This is a genomic window from Roseivivax sp. GX 12232 (assembly GCF_021272185.1).
GTDB lineage: Bacteria > Pseudomonadota > Alphaproteobacteria > Rhodobacterales > Rhodobacteraceae > Roseivivax.
The window spans coordinates 165,297-178,609 of the sequence record NZ_JAJSEC010000006.1 but is presented as its reverse complement, the minus strand read 5'-3'; the positions used below and the strand labels follow the sequence as shown (position 1 = coordinate 178,609).

Sequence of the window (13,313 nt, the reverse complement as noted above, 5' to 3'; positions counted from 1 at the left end):
CGCCCCTTCGTTCTTCCGGGAAATGACGATAGTCTTCCGGGAATCGCCGGAGAGATGCCATGCCCCAGGAGGACGCGCCGCCCGTCACCGCCCACGAGGGCCGGATCGAGCCCTCGCTGTCGCCCGACAGCGGCTTCCTGATCGAGCGCCACCGCCCGCGGCGCTTTCGCGAACCCTATCACCACCACGCTTCCATCGAGGTGAACTACCTCGACGGCGTGTCGATGACCTATGCCTTCTCGGGCGAAGAGGTGACCCTGCCCGAGCGGCGACTGACGCTGTTCTGGGCCATCGCGCCGCACCGGGTGACCGAGGTCGCGGGCCGCGGGACGATCACCAATATCTACCTGCCGCTCGGGCATATGCTGCAAAGCGGGCCGGGTGGGGCCTTCCTGGATGCGCTGTTTCGGGGCGCGGTGCTGAGCGCCCGGCCGGGGGCCTCCGAGGACGGCGCCTGGCTCGACCGGCTCTTGCGCGAACAGGGCCAGAGCGATCCGCGCTGGCGGCGGCTGCACCTGGCCGAGATCGACGCGCGGCTGGCGCGGTTCGCGCTCGAGGGCTGGGAGGTTTTGCGCGCCCCCGCCCCCGGCAGCCGGCAGGAGGACCGCTCTGCCCGGGCGCTGGGCCAGGTGGAGCGGATGCTGCACCATATCTCGGAGCATTTTGCCGGGGATCTCTCGGTGAGCGATGTGACCGGCTGCACCGATCTCTCGCCCAGCCACGCCGGCGCGCTTTTCCGGCGCGTCACCCAGCGCTCGATCAAGCAGCACATCGACCGCACGCGGCTGTCGCATGCCTGGGTGCTTCTGTCGGAGACCGACCTGAAGATTTCCTCGGTGGCGATGGACGCAGGCTACCGCTCGCTCTCGAGCTTCTACGAGGCGGTGACGCGGCACTACGGCATGTCGCCCGGCGCGGTCCGCAAGGCGGCACGGCAAGGGCGGATCTGAGCGCGCGGGGCGCGGCCGGATATGCGGAAATTTTGGTGGGAGAGGCCCGGCGGGGCCAGTTTTCTCAACCATTTGCGGGGAAAGCCGCAAATGGTGCCCAGGAGAGAATTCTCGGCGGCGGAGACGCGATTTCCGCCGCCCTGAAAAAGCTCCCACTTTGTAGGCACTTGGAGCCAGATCGGGTCGCCTGAACGAGAGAGATCCGCGGCTCCGTTGTGTGGCAATCTGTGGAGCACCCTTATTATGACCGTAGCTAACTGTGTCGACGGCGTCGAGCGCCGCGGCAGTGTCTATTACCTGCGCTGGCGAGTTCCGGCCGAGTTCAAGGCTGTAGAGCCACGAACCGAGATCAATCAGTCTCTGAGAACCCGTGATGAAGCAGAGGCGCGGGGCGTCGCCCTCCTGAAAAAGAAGGCGCTGCAAAAGGTCTGGAAGGCGCGCTTGCTGCAGGAGGATCAGGGTCCTTCTCTCGAGGCTTTCGAAGCTGCAGTGGCATTGCTGGACGACCTTGAGCTACCCTATGTCCCAGTCGATGGCCTCCTCGCCGGGAAGATCGAGAAGCTGGTCAGCAGAATAGAAAAGCTCGCTGGAATACCGGCGGACTTGCCCATGATACCGGCAGCACTCGGCGTCCTCGACGTCCCTCACGTCAAGATCCTTGAAATGCCAGCGGTCATAGAGGATCGCTGTAAGCATAAGTTGAAGGGAATGCACGCTGACCAAAAGCGGCAATGGCGCAACCGATACAAGCACGCTGCTCGTATCTTCGCCGACGTCGTCTCCAATAAGTACGTGCACGAGATCACCGAGGACGACGCGCAGCGATATTGCAATCACTGGCAAGCAAGGGTGAATTCGGGGAGTATCTCTGATGATCAGGCGATCAAGCGTCTTCGCTACCTTCGCCAGATGGTTGCAGAATTTCACAGCCTTGCGGGGACTCTCCCGAGCCAGCTTGTCAATCCGGTCGTCGGGTTCAAGATCGAACCAAGGCCGAAGAAGGACAGATCCTCGAACCAAGGAGGCAAGGCCAGTCTTCCTGTCGCATGGGTGCGAGACCTGGTCAGCGGCACACTAACAGAAGGGATCGAAGTCGATGAGCGCGTCGACATCGCAATCGTTCTCGCTGAAACTGGAGGTCGGCAGACGGAAATCGTTCATGCACCGCCCGAGGACATCATCCTCGACCATGAAATTCCGCATATGTTGATCAGGTATGTCGAGGACGGTGAGTTTTGCCGTCACATCAAAAATGTATCATCTATCAGGGCTATTCCTCTCCTCGGCCGTGCTCTGGAGATAATGCGTCGCTATCCGGATGGGTTCTCTCGATATCGGGCGAAAGGGACGTTCTCAGGTGAGATCAACAAATTCATGCGGGACAACAACCTTTTCCCTGCACCACCCGAAGGCCTGAACGGGTACACGTTCGGCGGCACAAGGCACACATGGGAAGAACGGGGTCGCGCTGCAGGCATGGATAACGAGGAGCGCGCATTCATGCTCGGGCATTCGGTTGGCAAGGTCAGAGGGCGTCCGGTCTACGGCGATGGACCGAAACTCAAGCTCCGGGCCCTCCTGGCCGAGCTGGTTGCCTTCCCGACTGAATCATGGCGGCCCCGACCGCAAAAGGAGATCTGGCGTGTCATCAAAGCGGTGCTTGATGCCGAGGGTTTTCGCGTAGAGTAGGCACTTTTCCGTCCATCTCGAAACGATCCGACCTCTTCCAGAGGTAAGAGGAAGGATCGTTTTATGACCCCTGAAAGGCTGGAAGGCGCATATCAGCGCATCTTGGATATCCTACGGGCAAGGCCCGAAGATGGACGGAAGTTCGTTCCGATCGCGCAGCATCTGGAGCGCGAGCTTCAGAAGGTCAGGAGCAAGGAGGATGACTACGAGCGCTATATGCGCATGGAGGCTTGAGGCTTTACATTCACTTCACCACTCGCAGTCGTGGCGTGACCTGCGGCATTGGATGTAGCGCGTGAAGGTCCTCTTCGCTTGAACGGAGCGCTTGCGCGAGATCAGACACGCCGTAGCCGAGTTCCTCGAGATGCAGCCTCACGATCTCCGGAAGGACGGTGGGTGACTCGATCTTGAGATCGAGCTCGGTCGGCTCTGTTCGGCGATAGCCCATCGAGCTCATCTGCCGCCAGAGATACTGGCTCTGGTTGTCGGTAATCGCCCCGATCTCTTTTGCCCGGTAGAGAAGAGCTGCCATGGACACGTGCCAAACCGGTTTCAATGCGGCGAGTCGCTGGATCGTAAGGCGCCGGCCGGAAAGATGGGGCCGAACATCGCGCGCCGGCATGAGTAGCGCCGAAGCGAACTCGTTCGCCTCGTCTTCCATTTCCGGCGACGGCACCTGATGCATAACAACATGCCCAAGCTCGTGCGCGAGGCTGAACCGCTGCCGATCAGCCGGCATGTTGCGGTTGAGGAAGATGCACGGTGGCATGTCCGGTATCTGAACCGTGAAGCCATCCACCTTGAGCGCGGCGAAGTCGCAATGAACGACTATGCAGCCTGCTCGTTCTACCCATCCGACAAGTTCCCGGATCGGTCCCGAAGGTACGAGCCAGGTGCGCCTGATGAGATCCGCGATACGTTCTGGGTCGCCACCGTATTCGTCGACATCCAGGCGCGGAAGAGACAGCTCCGGCTCCAGTTCGGCTGCATCAAGCAGTCTTCGGATATGCAGGATCCTGATGTTGAGTTCGGCTTCCAGGCGCTCGATCGCCTTCTGTCCGACGCTCGCTCGCTTTCGGTATTGCACGCTCATCGGCAGGCCAATGACCCGGTCATTCTGGAAGAAGAAGTCGACCGGAAAACCCAAGGCTTTGCCGACGCTCTTCAACACGTCTTCGGTCGGCCCGATCAGCCCGTTCTCGAGTTTCGATAGATTGGCCTGTGACACACCTGAGCGCGAGGACAGCTCTGTCTGACTCCATCCTCGCGCCTGCCGCGCTATCCGCAGCAGGTCCTGATTGAAATCGGCGGGCATTAGTCTTGACGCTTCTTGCGGTCGTCCGCGGCGCCCTTGAGCTTGACGATGGGCGCAGCGGGACGTTCGGGTTTCGGCTCGGGCATCGGCAACGAAATCGTAGACTCGTCCGTATCCAGAAAGCTGTATTCCCAGGCGATCTGATCGCCGTTGCGGGCGACAACGCAGATATCGTCGATCTGCGTTTCAAGACGATTCAGTTTGTAGACGACCTCGACGCGCTGGACCTCCGGCAAACCGAACAGATCCTCGTCATGATCGTGAAAAGCGAGCGCCAGTTGGGTAGCAACGTTCGACGAGCGTCCCGTCTCATCTGCTTTCTTGAATCGAAACAGCACCGTGTCCCGAACGAGGAACTTCATCGTCTCGTGGCCGTCGATCACATGGACGGCATCATGTCCAAGGAGGGCATTATTCGCGCGTTCGATGATCTGCTCCCAGACGAAATTCGCGCGGCTGCGTTTGTAACGCCAGACGCCGTTGCGATCGCTGACCAGCCAGTCCTCCCACGCCTCTCGGATCGCGGAGACGATGGGGGCGCGGATTTCATCCAGAATGGACCGGACGGTAGCTTCACTGGGAACCGGCATGCTCAAGCCTCTTTCGTTTCCCAGACATATAGTGTCCGGGATCTACAAAAGCAACAGCAAATTATTCATGCGAAAATTCTCACCGCGCCTGTGGTTGATTGGTCCGATTGTCTGCTCCCCTATCAGTGCCCCAGACGGCGTGCCGACGCAGCGAACGGCCGGACTCCGCCCGTCCTGAAATCCACACCTATCAGAGCGCAGCAACTGCGTTCCTCATCTGATCAGTCATCTCGACGCCGTGGGCCACCTTCCGCACCATAAGGAAGACGTTCCCCGTGGTGCGGGCCCATATCCGCCCGATCGCATCTTTCTCGCGCGCCTCGGGCGCACCTATCAGGTGCTCGCCCTTGTATTCGACGACGAAGACGCGACCATCGCGGAGCTTCGCCACGAAATCCGGGTAGAACCGACGACTAATCCTGGGCAGCGAAAAGGAGTCCGGGTGCCGCGCCACGTTGCGGACCCACACATCGACGTCATCAAGGCTGTCGAGGCTCCAGGCGCACTGGAATTCCTCGCCGTTCAGGTCTCCATCGATGAGTGGGGCGCGATCGGCGCCCAGCAGGTGGCGCTTGAACCGGAAGGCCCCGATCGTCTGCGTAGGCACGTTCTGGTAGATCGTGTCGTCGAAGCGAACCACGCGGCTGTCGAACCACGTCGGTTTCGCCTGATCATCGAACAACGCAATCTGATGCGCTCGGATCTTCTCCTCGTTGCGGATCGTCTGGATCTTCCACCGGATCCGCGCGGCGATCTGGTGCTGCCAGTCGATCAAGGTGCGGATATTGACCTCCCTGTTCGTTACCAGGTCCGCCACCACGGCGACGATCCACGGCAGCATCTCGGCTTGGGGAATGTCCGACACCCGGCATTCCCGCTCCAGCCATTGCACGAGTGATGCCTCAAGGTCCGCATCCGAAGGGACATGCAGGCCGGACAGGATCGGCTGCTCTTCCGTCATCCGGCTGTAGACCAGCTTCTCTCCCTCGAGGTCGATTTCGATGACGTCCTGTGACCGGTGGAAGGTCAGCTCCTGTTCGGTCAGGCGCGCCGGATGGCGATCCAGGGACCAATCGACGCGCTCCATGATCGCATCGGTCTCGGCGAGGAAGGTCTCTCCCTCCATCTCCACCAGGAGCTGGGGGATCTCGATGACATGGCCCTTCTGGGCGAGCGTGCGGCTGGCCTCGATGGTAGCCCGATGTTTTTCGAGCTGAGCATTGAAGTGGGCATGATCCTCCTCGGGCGTCATTTCGCGGACCCCTTCGGCGACCTCGTCGGTCACCTCGCCCTTCACGCCGACGACCAGCGTCCCGTCGTCGCGGTGGATGTAGTCGACGCCCGCATCTTGCCATGCATTCAGGCGCTCACGGGCATCCTCGCTGTCAGGCACCGTGAACTGGAGGACGGGCTTCGGGCGCACAGGATCCGGGTCAAATAGCTCCCCTTGGTCATTTTGCTCGACCCCGCGCGGCTTCAGGGACTCTCGCACCTCCTCGTCAGTGAAGCCCATGTCGATCAACTTGTCGGTCAGGGCCTGAGCAGCCTCCCGGAACGATGGCTCCGAGACGTGGGCGTAGGCGCAGTTCAAGGCCGCGTCCCTCCTTCGGACCGCGTAGGGCATCCGCAGGACCCGCCCGAGGAGCTGTTCGACGGCACCCCGGCTCTGCAGCCTCTGGGTGGCGCAGAGGACATAGGCCGAGGGGCAGTCCCAGCCCTCCTTCAGCGCGTCCACCGTGATCACGTGGCGGGTCTGCTCCGCGGGGTCGCGCAGGTTGACGCCATCCAGCTCTCGCTGCTCCCCGGTGGCGATCTTAATCCGGTCCTCGGGGATCAACTTCTCTTCGATCAGGTATTTCTTCAGCTCTGCCACAGTCGGGTGCCCGTTCCTCGCCTGGGCCTGGTAGAGCACTACGGGCCGGATATGGTTGCGGTCCCGCTTCGCCTTCTCCTCAAGCATGTTGCGGGTCGCAACGGCGCCCGTGACAGCCTCACGCCAGTCATCATGCGGCCGGACCCGGATCGGGAGCTTGATCATCTCCTCGTCCTTGAGCGCGCTCGCCGTAACGGAATGAAGGATGTTGTTCCGGCCGCGCGGGGTCGCAGTAAACTCCACGATGGCAGCCGGCCGGATCCGGGCCTGGACCTCGCGTGTAAGGCCCGAGACAGCGTTGTGCGCCTCGTCGACGATCATCAGGGGCCGCTGATGGTAGAGCAGGTTGGCGAAGGAGAACTTCACCGCCCCTTCGGTCAGCATGTCGTTCTCGGTCGCCTCCTCGGGCGACACGACCTCCATTCCCTCGATGGGCACGCCGGAGAAATGGGGCTCCAGCTCCTCGTGATGGGAATATACCTTGCGGCCGGTTGTGTTGGCCACCCGGAACGCCTGGATCGTCGAGACGACGATGCAGGCCGACCTCGACAGGTCCTGCGGGCGCAACATCTCGAACTCTGCGATGTCGAGCACCCGGACATGGCCGCCGAAATTCTCGTCGAGCCGGCGTCGATAGGGGTGGGTCCGGTCCTTGAGCGCCTCCAGCGTCTGGCTCTTGATCGCGTCCGAAGGCACGAACCAGAGCGTCAAGGGCCATGTGCGGCGCAGGTAGCTTCGGGTGGCCAGGCGGATCGTCTCGGCTGCCAGCAGTGTCTTGCCGCCGCCGGTCGGCAGGCGCAGGCAGACGTAGGGCACGTCAGGAAGCGCCTCGAGGGGCTTGTAGGCCCGTGGCTCCGGTTTTTGACCCTCGAGGCGCGCGAGCTTCTCCTGCTCTTCCACGCAGTGCTGGAAGGCATCGGACGGCCCCGTGGCGAGGGCCCGGGTGAAGAAGGCGTCGAGAGTGTCCAGCGTGGCCTTCTGGTAGGTTTTGAGCTGCATGGTCACGTCCGCGCCGAGATGTCGTAGGGTGTCTGGCGGAACTGGATGCCCTGTTCCTTCAGCGTGGCCTCGGACAGGCGACAAGCGGCGCCGTAGACGACCAGATCGCCCTCGAAATCCGGCTCAGCCGCGGCGAGGTCGTCGCGGATCAGCTTCAGCACCGCGCGGGTCAGCACGTTGCCGCCACCGGGGCTGCGGTCTTTCAGGATGCCGTTGTAGAGCAAGGCGACGGCGCGCTCGCCATGCACGCCGAGGAGCGGGCCGGTGGGCGGGACAATCATGGGCTGCCGCGTCTCAGAGAACCAGACATGGTGGGCGAGGTCGGCAAAGAGGATGGCAGAATCGATCCGACCGTCCTCGTCGAACACAGCCGAGCCGAGGGCGCAGAAGCGAAAGCCGCCGCCGCCCTCCCAGCCGACGTCCTTTGAGATGCCGCCCTGTTCTCCTTCGACCACCTTCTGCAGGCGCAGGGCGCAGTGGGTGCGGGCATGCTCGCCCATTTCGACACCGATCCATCGGCGGCCCATCTTGTGGGCGACGGCCGCCGTGGTGCCGGAGCCGAGGAAGCTGTCGAGGACCAGGTCGCCCGAGTTCGTTGCGATATGGAGAATGCGTTGAATGAGGCGCTCCGGCTTCGGAGTTATGAATATCTCACCTTCGGAGAAAAGTCTCTTCGCTTCATCTTTGGCTTGCGCATTATGTCCCGCGTCTGAGTGTGTCCAAAGATTACCCGGGACCACCCCTTGTTTGACTTCGTCCAAGAAGGTTTTTTTTCGAGGGGCGTTAGAACCATGAGGACCCCACCAGATACGTGACTCTTGATCAAGACGCCGAAAATTCTCTTGTGAAACGCTCCAGTAGCGCCCCTGCGGCGGGCTGAACTTTTTGCCAGAAGGAGAAATTACTTCATAGCTACCTTTGCTATAGAAATTTCGGGCATGCATGGCGCTATCGATCCAACTCCCTCTCGGATCATTGTCCGGATTCTTGAAGTTTTTGTTCTGCTCCTCGCTGCGCGGAAGCATATTGAACAGCATCGAATCTTTATTCTTCGCGTATGGCAGAATGAACTCAGTCTGCCCGGTGAAGTAACGTGCAGAATTTTTCCGAGTATAGATCATTTGCCAGGTCACGGTATCGACGAAATTCCGCCGCCCAAAGATCTCATCCATGACGACCTTGAGGTAGTGTCCCTCATTGTCATCGATCGACACCCAGATCGAGCCGTCTTCGCTCAGGAACTCGCGCAGCAGCATCAGCCGAGGCACGATCATGGCCAGCCACTTCGCGTGTTCGAGGCTGTCGTCGTAATGCTCGAAGGCCGAACGGGTGTTGTAGGGCGGGTCGATGTAGATGCACTTCACCCGGCCCGCGTAGAAGGGCAGGAGCGCCTTCAGCGCCTCGAGGTTGTCCCCCTGCACCAGCAGGCCCTCGTCGCCCTCTCCGGCGCTCAGATCGGGCACCTCGTCAAGCAGCCGGTACGGCACCCGATCCGCCGCCCGCAGATCCTCGTCCCTCGTCAACCAATGCAAAAGCGGCATGCCCGTCCCCCGGTTCTTGATCCCGTCTTCGATGCCGGGTTCACCGAGACACTATCGCACCGAACAAAAACAGAAAAGACGCCGCGCGAAGCGGCGTCTTGAGGATCGTGGAGTGGCGTCGAGGCGCGACCTCACATGCTGGGAGAGAGCGCAGAGATCATGTCGAGTTTTTCTCGTAGCACACCTCCCGATAACGCAAGATGCACCGATCCTCTTCCGACAGGCCATCGAGTTGAAACGAAAGGTGGGGAGGATATCCTTCAGCCTTCTCACGCTCAAACCAGTCAAAGGCTGCTGCACGCTCATCTTCGAGGTGCTGGAGGACTTTGGCTGGAACGGGACGAGTTGCCCGTTCCAGACGTTGATGGGCGCTGCCGGTTTGCCGCAACTTCAACTCCCGCGTGGCCATGAGGTGGAGCATCAGAGCCGAAGCATCCTCCACCGAAAAATGGAGATGTTGCCGAAAATTGGGAAGCTTTCGAATGAGCTCGGCAAGAACTTCATCAGATATTCTGTCTGGTCTCAGAAGTCCGAGCGGTTCGAGCCTCTTTGCCTCCAGGCTGGCGCACCATCGCAGAAAAGGCACCCAGAGCTCCCTGGTGCCGTGCCACGACGATGAGAGAAAGCGAATGGTTGTTCCGAACTGGAAGGGCCATGGCTCTTTGGATTTAGTATTTTCGGCGATGTGGACCTTCTTTAGGGATCCATTCTTATGAAACGATAGCGAGCAATGCACGGGCATGCGGAAATCGTGACCCTTGAGCAATCGGCGAGCCTCGGCAAGGGTCATATCGTCGTATGTACGGAGAAATCTCGAGACTTCGGTCGTCAGTTTCTTCTCGAGGTTGAGCGGGATATCTGGTGCTGGAATGAGCATTCTTGCCTCCTGATCGCGACTGATGATCGGGAGATTGGCTTGGCCGGTCAGGTGCAGAAGCGGTTTGAGAAAAAGATTTCCGCAGAAATACAGGACATTCTTGCAAGTCAAAGTCGAACCTCGGTTACGGCCCTAATCCTGGCTGTCACCGCGGTCTCGCGGTGCAGGGGATATCGCCGACCTTGGACTACCGGTGGACCGTCGGTCTCGCGCAGGAACGGTGGCCGAGAAGGGGCGCGCCAGCATTGCCACCGAAGATACGAAGCACGCATGGGGGTTCCCCCTAATTCTATGGTTGCTACGTGATTCTCCTGTAGGATTTCAGATGCAAGGCAATGCTTTGCGCTTCATCGGAAGCCACCGGCACGTCGTAGAAGGCCGTGAATACGTACCAGCGCGCCACGCATGCGGGAAAAACATCTCAAAAACAGGACAGTATGACCGGCTGTAGAACCGGCCTGGCCAGCTCCGCGGGTCGTTTGGCTATTCGTGCGGTTGGTTTGACCACCTGAACGGGCAGGTCTTCGCATTTCCCTCTTCACGCCGTGAGACCCAGCTCCCGGTGGCAAGGCAAGGAGGTCCCCATGCATATAAGCCGGCAGTACAAGCTTCCCCACAACGCCGCTCGTTTTCTTTCGACCCGAATGCCATCGCTTCAGGCGGCGCGACTGGTGCACGGGCTACTATGCCAGGTGGCGATCTCCTGTGGAGGGCTACCCGCAGCAGGACCGTCGCTGATGCGAGAGCGAACGATCTGGTGCGCGGACATCGCCGATCTGACTGCCGCCCGGGGCTGTCGTGATCACCGCTGGATCGACCGAGGGCTTGCAGACCTTGCAGACGTGGGTCTGTTCAAAGCGCTAAGACGGGAGGATCCCAGACGCCTGACCTTCCTCTTCACAGAGCGCTTCCGCGACACCCTCAAGTCGAACAACTCGGAGGGCGGGTTCGGGATGTTGCAGACCGAAGACCTCGCCGCTGCCGTCACGACCGAGGAGGCCATATTCGTCATGTTGGTGCGGCTCGTCGAGGGGCGTGACTGGCCGGTCATAGACCTGCCGTTCCGGGCAGCGCCCTCGAAGGCAAGCCTCAGGCTGGGCAGTGCTGACGGCCAGAGACAAGATCGTTTCGGTACTGCGCGCGCGAGTGATCCGCAGAGCCCGAGCCAGCCGGACTGGCATGCTGTCAAAAAGCGCTGGTGCCGTGCCGTCGAGCGCGTCGCCAGCAGGCTGGACCATTCCTACCTGATCGCGCCCCAAAGAGGTCCGCTCGACGACAGGCCCACTCGTGTCGTCGTAAAGGTTCAGCACGCCAAGACGTCGTGGCAACCGGAGCGCCTCTACAAGTTCGGTGCGGGCACCGGGCGCGTGATCCAGATCTTGCCCGGACAGCCACATCGCAGTTTGAATGAGCGAGAACTCCGTGACCGCCTTCGTTCCACTGTCGTCAGATAGGACTCGTATAGCAGGGTCAGTCGATGCAGCTCACTCCGTCAAATCCAGGAGCCCTTGAAGAGGCCCGCTGTCGTCGTGCTCAGCACTTTCTTCTTCGAGCGGTTCTTCCAGCTCGAGGAATGTGCGGTCTTTTTCCTTGTGGATGTGCCTATGGATACGTCTTAGGAAATCTTCCTTTTTGTCTTCCGGCAGTGTGTCGATCAGACTGAGGATTGCTGCTCCATAGAGGATCTTCCGTCTTGTATCGTTTCTGCGCCTCTCCGCGGTCTCTCGGCTCTTCAGATCGCGCAGGCGCTGCTGATCCTGTGCCACCTTCTCCTCGATCCGAGCGATCTTCTCTCTGTATTTCGACATGTTGAGTCTCTTCCTCGTTTGGGTGCGAAAGGGAGATGGCGCCTGCACTCGATAATCGGGGGCATTATTCTGTAGAAAAGCATCGAGATCAGCCTGGCGTCGTAGCCCGCCGCCGGAACGGCAAGGGCGCAATTACGCATAGTTCCTATGCAGCGCGCCTGCCGCGGGCTTTTTCCAGGAGCGAAGATCACGAAGGGGCGCGACTTTCCGGGGTATGATACACCCTGCAAGCCACTGCCCACTTCTTGTGCTCTCTCGCGGCAAGGGCCGATCTGCCATCGCAGCTGCCGCTTACATTTCGCGGACAGGAATGACCGACGATCGTACCGGCCAGAGCTACAACTACCGCCGCACTCAGGGCCTACTCGGCGGCGGGCTGGTGAACTGGGCCGGCAGCGCGGAAGATCTCTGGAACACGGCTGAGGCCGCGGAGAAAAGGATCAATGCCCGCGTGGCACGGGAACTTCGCCCTGCGCTGCCCGCCGAGCTGCCGCTCGACGATCAGCGCAGGCTCGTTCATGGATTCTCATGTTGGCTGAAGGACCGGTATGGCGTTGCGGTTCACTATGCGATCCATGCTCCTACCTTTCGCGACAAGAAGTCCGGAAAGGCGCTCTGGCATTCACGAGGGACCACCCAGGGATGGAAAGACTACATCGTGGCGCTGAGGGACCCGGACAGGACGAACCGGAATTTTCATGCGCACATCCTCTTCACAACGCGAGACGTGGATCCGGAGACTGGCGTTTTCGGTCCAAAGACGCGCGTGCTCGACAATGTCAAAACAGGCCCGGAAGAACTGACCGCTATCCGGGCGGAATGGGAGAAGCGCACCAATGCCGCACTCAGAAAGCGCGGTTCTCGCGCCCGCATCGATCTTCGTTCCTATGCGACGATGGCCGAGGCTGGGGATGCGCCGGAAGGCCTCGTAGCGCAGCCGCACCTGGGACCGCGGGAGACCGCACGAGTGCGGAAGATGACTGGGAGCGGCGACGAGGCACCAGCATCCCGGCGATCTGAAAAGCGGGACCACATCCGGACCGACAACGCGGAACGATGGTCATGCTGGATGCGACTCCGGGCGCTACAACGAGAGCAGGCCCGACTCGAGGATTCCGCGCGGGTCGCTGCAGAACGGGAGCAAGAACGAAGAAAGCGGGCCGAAGTCGATAGGCAGCGGATTGCGGAGGCCAAGACCGACACTGAGCGCCAGATGGCCATCGATGAGGCCACGACGCTCGAGCAGCCGCGCATGAGGCCGCTCGATCCATACGCTGCAGCGATCGCTACCGTGATGGCAGAGGGCGTTCTCGCGCCAGAAACGCCGGACGTCGCGGACAAAGACAGTGACAAGAAGGCTGCGAACGAGTTCGAACAAGAAATCGACCCTGAAACCTTCACCTCCCCCGATCTCCGAGAGAGCACGCCTGAAGAGGCGAGATCCAAGCCCGTCATCCGCAAGCCCCAGCGCGGGAATCTTCAACGTAGCCGGGGCTAACGGGGCCCGCCCGCCGACGAGGGAGGAGGCCCCTCCCTCGACCCTCCCTTTTGTCCATCCCAGTGATCGTGGATCGGTCGCAAGATATGTGACACCGGCCAATCTGAAGTCGGCCTATCGAGCACGAGCATCCGTCGTGGGAGCACCGCGCCGCTCGGGATCCGCGTCGTCTC

Annotated in this window: 11 protein-coding genes; 5 read left to right on the top strand and 6 right to left on the bottom strand. The window is 60.9% G+C overall.

Annotated elements, in window-relative coordinates; all coding sequences use genetic code 11:
* Positions 1–59 precede the first annotated feature (59 nt).
* From LR948_RS12195 to LR948_RS12185, 3 genes are all read left to right on the top strand, one after another.
* Positions 60–950 (top strand): helix-turn-helix domain-containing protein, encoded by an 891-nt coding sequence (locus tag LR948_RS12195; protein ID WP_232754305.1) that lies wholly within the window; start codon positions 60–62, stop codon positions 948–950.
* Positions 951–1,193: 243 nt separating this feature from the next.
* A complete protein-coding gene (locus LR948_RS12190; RefSeq protein ID WP_232754304.1) occupies positions 1,194–2,639 on the top strand; it encodes a DUF6538 domain-containing protein in 1,446 nt (481 codons plus the stop codon).
* 63 nt (positions 2,640–2,702) lie between these two features.
* Positions 2,703–2,873, top strand: coding sequence for a hypothetical protein (locus LR948_RS12185; RefSeq protein WP_232754303.1), 171 nt, complete (start codon positions 2,703–2,705; stop codon positions 2,871–2,873).
* 10 nt (positions 2,874–2,883) lie between these two features.
* Here the strand turns inward: LR948_RS12185 and LR948_RS12180 are convergent, their stop codons facing one another.
* From LR948_RS12180 to LR948_RS12160, 5 genes are all read right to left on the bottom strand, one after another.
* The gene (locus LR948_RS12180) at positions 2,884–3,954 is read right to left on the bottom strand and encodes an ImmA/IrrE family metallo-endopeptidase (RefSeq protein ID WP_232754302.1); all 1,071 of its coding nucleotides are present in this window, start codon (positions 3,952–3,954) and stop codon (positions 2,884–2,886) included.
* Positions 3,954–4,544 carry a hypothetical protein gene (locus LR948_RS12175; RefSeq protein WP_232754301.1) on the bottom strand — a complete coding sequence of 197 codons (591 nt, stop codon included), beginning with the start codon at positions 4,542–4,544 and terminating at the stop codon, positions 3,954–3,956. The genes LR948_RS12180 and LR948_RS12175 overlap by 1 nt, the downstream gene beginning before the upstream one ends.
* Positions 4,545–4,734: 190 nt before the next feature.
* Entirely contained in the window at positions 4,735–7,416 is a 2,682-nt protein-coding gene (locus LR948_RS12170) for a DEAD/DEAH box helicase (protein WP_232754300.1), read from the bottom strand.
* A 2-nt stretch (positions 7,417–7,418) separates the two neighbouring features.
* A complete protein-coding gene (locus LR948_RS12165; RefSeq protein ID WP_232754299.1) occupies positions 7,419–8,957 on the bottom strand; it encodes a site-specific DNA-methyltransferase in 1,539 nt (512 codons plus the stop codon).
* A gap of 157 nt (positions 8,958–9,114) precedes the next feature.
* Positions 9,115–9,834: a hypothetical protein gene (locus LR948_RS12160; RefSeq protein WP_232754298.1), complete on the bottom strand. Its 720-nt coding sequence runs from the start codon at positions 9,832–9,834 to the stop codon at positions 9,115–9,117.
* Positions 9,835–10,418: 584 nt separating this feature from the next.
* On the opposite strand from LR948_RS12160, the gene LR948_RS12155 reads away from it, so the two are divergent.
* Complete coding sequence (locus tag LR948_RS12155; protein WP_232754297.1) at positions 10,419–11,288, top strand: hypothetical protein; 870 nt, start codon at positions 10,419–10,421, stop codon at positions 11,286–11,288.
* Positions 11,289–11,318: 30 nt separating this feature from the next.
* On the opposite strand, the gene LR948_RS12150 is transcribed toward LR948_RS12155, so the two are convergent.
* A complete protein-coding gene (locus tag LR948_RS12150; RefSeq protein ID WP_232754296.1) occupies positions 11,319–11,642 on the bottom strand; it encodes a hypothetical protein in 324 nt (107 codons plus the stop codon).
* A 214-nt stretch (positions 11,643–11,856) separates the two neighbouring features.
* On the opposite strand from LR948_RS12150, the gene LR948_RS12145 reads away from it, so the two are divergent.
* On the top strand, positions 11,857–13,140 hold the full coding sequence (locus LR948_RS12145) for a MobA/MobL family protein (RefSeq protein WP_255702965.1): 1,284 nt from the start codon (positions 11,857–11,859) through the stop codon (positions 13,138–13,140).
* Positions 13,141–13,313 lie beyond the last annotated feature (173 nt).

What these genes read in the sequence shown, in the direction of transcription:
- LR948_RS12170 (WP_232754300.1), bottom strand. Translation starts at nt 7,416, where the DNA reads ATGCAGCTCAAAACCTACCAGAAGGCCACGCTGGACACTCTCGACGCC.
- LR948_RS12155 (WP_232754297.1), top strand. Translation starts at nt 10,419, where the DNA reads ATGCATATAAGCCGGCAGTACAAGCTTCCCCACAACGCCGCTCGTTTT.
- LR948_RS12165 (WP_232754299.1), bottom strand. Translation starts at nt 8,957, where the DNA reads ATGCCGCTTTTGCATTGGTTGACGAGGGACGAGGATCTGCGGGCGGCG.
- LR948_RS12145 (WP_255702965.1), top strand. Translation starts at nt 11,857, where the DNA reads ATGATACACCCTGCAAGCCACTGCCCACTTCTTGTGCTCTCTCGCGGC.
- LR948_RS12160 (WP_232754298.1), bottom strand. Translation starts at nt 9,834, where the DNA reads ATGCTCATTCCAGCACCAGATATCCCGCTCAACCTCGAGAAGAAACTG.
- LR948_RS12190 (WP_232754304.1), top strand. Translation starts at nt 1,194, where the DNA reads ATGACCGTAGCTAACTGTGTCGACGGCGTCGAGCGCCGCGGCAGTGTC.
- LR948_RS12185 (WP_232754303.1), top strand. Translation starts at nt 2,703, where the DNA reads ATGACCCCTGAAAGGCTGGAAGGCGCATATCAGCGCATCTTGGATATC.
- LR948_RS12195 (WP_232754305.1), top strand. Translation starts at nt 60, where the DNA reads ATGCCCCAGGAGGACGCGCCGCCCGTCACCGCCCACGAGGGCCGGATC.
- LR948_RS12150 (WP_232754296.1), bottom strand. Translation starts at nt 11,642, where the DNA reads ATGTCGAAATACAGAGAGAAGATCGCTCGGATCGAGGAGAAGGTGGCA.
- LR948_RS12180 (WP_232754302.1), bottom strand. Translation starts at nt 3,954, where the DNA reads ATGCCCGCCGATTTCAATCAGGACCTGCTGCGGATAGCGCGGCAGGCG.
- LR948_RS12175 (WP_232754301.1), bottom strand. Translation starts at nt 4,544, where the DNA reads ATGCCGGTTCCCAGTGAAGCTACCGTCCGGTCCATTCTGGATGAAATC.